Origin of the sequence: Rhodovulum bhavnagarense, assembly GCF_004343505.1 — a bacterium.
In the GTDB taxonomy this organism is placed as follows: Bacteria; Pseudomonadota; Alphaproteobacteria; order Rhodobacterales; family Rhodobacteraceae; genus Rhodovulum; species Rhodovulum bhavnagarense.
Genome location: NZ_SLXU01000037.1, coordinates 1 through 3,361 on the forward strand (window position 1 = coordinate 1; position 3,361 = coordinate 3,361).

Below are 3,361 nucleotides of genomic sequence, written 5' to 3' on the forward strand. Positions count from 1 at the left end.
CATCAACGCGCTTTGTTCCTCAAACCCGGAAAAATGCTGAAAACCCGTCTGGATCGCACCGAACATGTCCGCAGATATCGTCTGCGCCGGTTCGGGCGACATGGCGGCCTTGGCCGTGGGCAGGATCGACAAAACCTGGGTTGCGGATTGCGCGGACATGGCACTTCACTCCTTGGGCATCTGCCCGGCACGGGGACGGGACCGGGCACCCTTTTTCTGGCGCCTTCCTCCCGGCAAGGTCGTTCTGGTGAACTAAAGCCCCGCTCAGTGTCATTATATCATGGGTGTGACGGGATGTTCCAGCAAGTTCCATGCCCTCAAGGTGCTTGAAAGGCTGTCGGCAGCATGGCCGGAAGTCCCGTCCGACAAGGGTTTTTCCCGTTTCCGGGCGAGAATGCAGAGGAGCTATGCGTGCTGCGCGAGTTTGCAGGCTGCATCGCGTTGCCGTGCGCCCTTTCGTATTCTGACCGGTGGATGATGATCGCATCGCGGCCACAAAAAAGCAGGTGACGCCCTGCGATGGGTGCGTGCGCGGTGGCGCGGCTTGGAAAACTGTGTTTTTCTGATTCCGTGGGATCAAGCCCCACCCCGGAAACGAGTTTGGCGGATTGCAATCCATGCCACGAGATGGCGATCGGCCGATGCGCGCTGTCCCGTATCGGTCAAACTCCAGGTAAGGCGTGGCATTGCTCTTGGTCCGCATGGTGTGGAGATGATGAAACCATGGCACCAGGCAGCCTGAGGTGTTTGAGCGCCCGGTGGGCCAGTTGGCCGGGCCTGTCTCGGGCTGGCATCGGCGCGGTGATGCTGTCGGTCGTCGTTTTTGTCGCCTCGGTGCTCATGGCCGCGGCGCAGGCGTTGCCCGGTGCTGACAGCCCGGCCCTCAGGCGAACGATAACCGTTGCCGGGCCTGCGAATTTCCCCCCCTTCTTCATGCAGGACCCAGAAGGCCGACCAACCGGCAGCCGGGTCGAGGCGTGGCTGGCCTGGCAAGAGGCGACCGGAATAGAAGTCGAGTTCCTGCTCGATGACTGGGGTGTTGCCCTATCCGCGTTCGAGGCGGGCGAGGCGGATGTCATGGACAGCATAGTGGCGACCGCCAAGCGGCGGGAAACCATGCGCTTTTCCGAGCCTTTCATCACGATCCACTCGTCGTTGTTCTATTCTGCCGAGATGCTGGGTATCACCGACCTGGATTCGGCACGCTCTCTCGTGATCGGGGTCATGACGCGCGATGCCTGCGAAGAATTCCTCAGGGCGGCGGGGTTCGACGCGCTGCGTGCCTATCCCGACCCCGCATCGCTGATCGAGGCTGCCGCCGCCGGCGAGGTGCGTGTCTTCTGCATGCTCGAACACCAGGCCTGGTACTTGTTGGGCCAACGAAACCTGCTGGACAGGTTCCGGGCCGCACCACCGCTTTACGTGGCCCAGGGACGCTGGGCCGTGCGCAAGGGCGATGACCCCTTGTTCCTGACGGTCGAGGCGGGGTTCAGGGCCATTCCGCCGGACCGGTGGCGGGAGCTGGATCAAAAATGGTACGGTCGGTCACTGGAGGAAAGCGGCGACCGGGGCCGGTCGGACTGGTTGCTGCAACTGGCCGCGATCCTGCTGGGCGGTGTCGCGCTGGCGCTGTTGTGGGCTTATGCCCTGCGCCGCAAGGTGCGCCGCGAGATGGCCAGCCGCGAGGGTGCCGAGCGGTGGCTGGCCAAGCGGGTAAGAGAGGCACAGACGACCCATTGGGCCTTTGAGGCGGTCAAGGACAACGTGCGCGACATTGCCGGTATGGCGAGTCTGTTGGCGCGCGACCTGCCGGAAGGGTTCTGGTTTCCAAAGCATGCCTATGCGCGCGTGCGGCTTGGCGATACCTGTTGCGACCTGATCGGAACGCGTCCGATCGTTGCCAGCATGACCATCCCGGTTCTTGTGGATGGGCGGCCCTATGGCGAGGTGACGGTGGTCTATGACGCGCTTTCCCCCGAGCAGGAGAAAGGGGATGCGTTCCTCGCGGAAGAGGACCGGATGATGCGCCTGATCGCGGGACGGATCGGCGATCAGATCGCACGTCAGCGAGTCCAGGACAGCCTCGCGCTCAGCGAAGAGCGGTTTCGGCTGGTTACCGAGGTGACGCGTGATGTGTATTTCGACATCGACCTGGCGACAGGCGCCTTCTGGGTCAACGACAATTACCGCTCGGTGATCGGTGAAATACCCGAGGAATTCGACGACCTGCGCGCGGCATTGCTGGCCCGCGCCGTACCAGAGGATCGCGAGATCGTTCAGGCCGGACTTTTCGGCGGGGGGCAGGGCAGGTGAGCAACCTGGATCGGAGAATTCAGGATGCATTGTGACGATGGTCGTGTCGCCACGTTCGGAACGCGGCTGAAAATCGTGCGCGACCCCAAGGGTAACGCGATCCGCCTGGTTGCCAGCCTGAGCGATATCAGCGAGTTGCGCGATGCTGGTGCGTCCAGTCAGAAGGTGCATTAGCCCGCGCCGATCGTGGGGCTGTCCGGTGCGGATCTGACACGCCTTGGATGCCATTCCGTGCGATGCCGGCCGGACCTACCGGGCGGAATCTCGCGTGTGGCATGGGCCAAGTCGCGGTTGCGGCCAGCCCGGCACGCGAACGCGAAACCGGTGGTCCCATCGTGCCGGAACGGTCCGTCTTGCGCTGCCTGGACAAAATCGATGCAGGTGGGACCCGGTGCAGGGCCTGCGCCCCGTTTCGGTGTATTTGGTCCTGCGGGGGGGGCGACCCGGAACACTGTTTGCCATGCCCCTGCCGCGCTGCTGTCGGGAGCGATCACGCCGCCGGGTTGACCCGGTCGGGATCCTCCCGTTGTTTCGGTTTTGGGCCTTCGCCCGGCTCCTCTCCGGGCGGAGGTTTTTTCTGGCACCTCGGGGCTTTTGTTCAGGCCATCTTGGTGCGGTTTTCGATCAGCTCGTCGACGACGGAGGGGTCGGCGAGCGTCGAGGTGTCGCCGAGGGTGGCGAAATCGTTTTCGGCGATCTTGCGCAGGATGCGGCGCATGATCTTGCCCGACCGGGTCTTGGGCAGGCCCGGGGCCCACTGGATGATGTCGGGCTTGGCGATCGGCCCGATCTCGGTGCGCACCCATTTTTCCAGTTCGCGTTTCAGCGCGTCAGAGGGCTCGACCCCGTTCATCAGCGTGACATAGGCATAGATGCCCTGGCCCTTGATCTCGTGCGGATAGCCCACCACCGCGGCCTCGGCCACGTCGGCATGGGCCACCAGCGCGCTTTCCACCTCGGCCGTACCCATCCGGTGGCCCGACACGTTGATCACGTCATCCACCCGCCCGGTGATCCAGTAATAGCCATCCGCATCGCGCCGACAGCC

The 3,361-nt window shown here is 63.8% G+C and carries 3 protein-coding genes; 2 read left to right on the forward strand and 1 reads right to left on the reverse strand.

What is annotated here, in order from left to right; all coding sequences use genetic code 11:
- Window positions 1-804: 804 nt before the first annotated feature.
- Window positions 805-2,313, forward strand: a complete 1,509-nt coding sequence (locus EV663_RS15390; RefSeq protein WP_165910229.1) for a transporter substrate-binding domain-containing protein — start codon at window positions 805-807, stop codon at window positions 2,311-2,313.
- Window positions 2,314-2,337: 24 nt separating this feature from the next.
- Complete coding sequence (locus EV663_RS15710; RefSeq protein WP_165910230.1) at window positions 2,338-2,487, forward strand: hypothetical protein; 150 nt, start codon at window positions 2,338-2,340, stop codon at window positions 2,485-2,487.
- 424 nt (window positions 2,488-2,911) lie between these two features.
- On the opposite strand, the gene EV663_RS15395 is transcribed toward EV663_RS15710, so the two are convergent.
- Window positions 2,912-3,361: AMP-binding enzyme (locus tag EV663_RS15395; RefSeq protein WP_425057151.1), on the reverse strand; the 450-nt coding region annotated here is incomplete at its 5' end.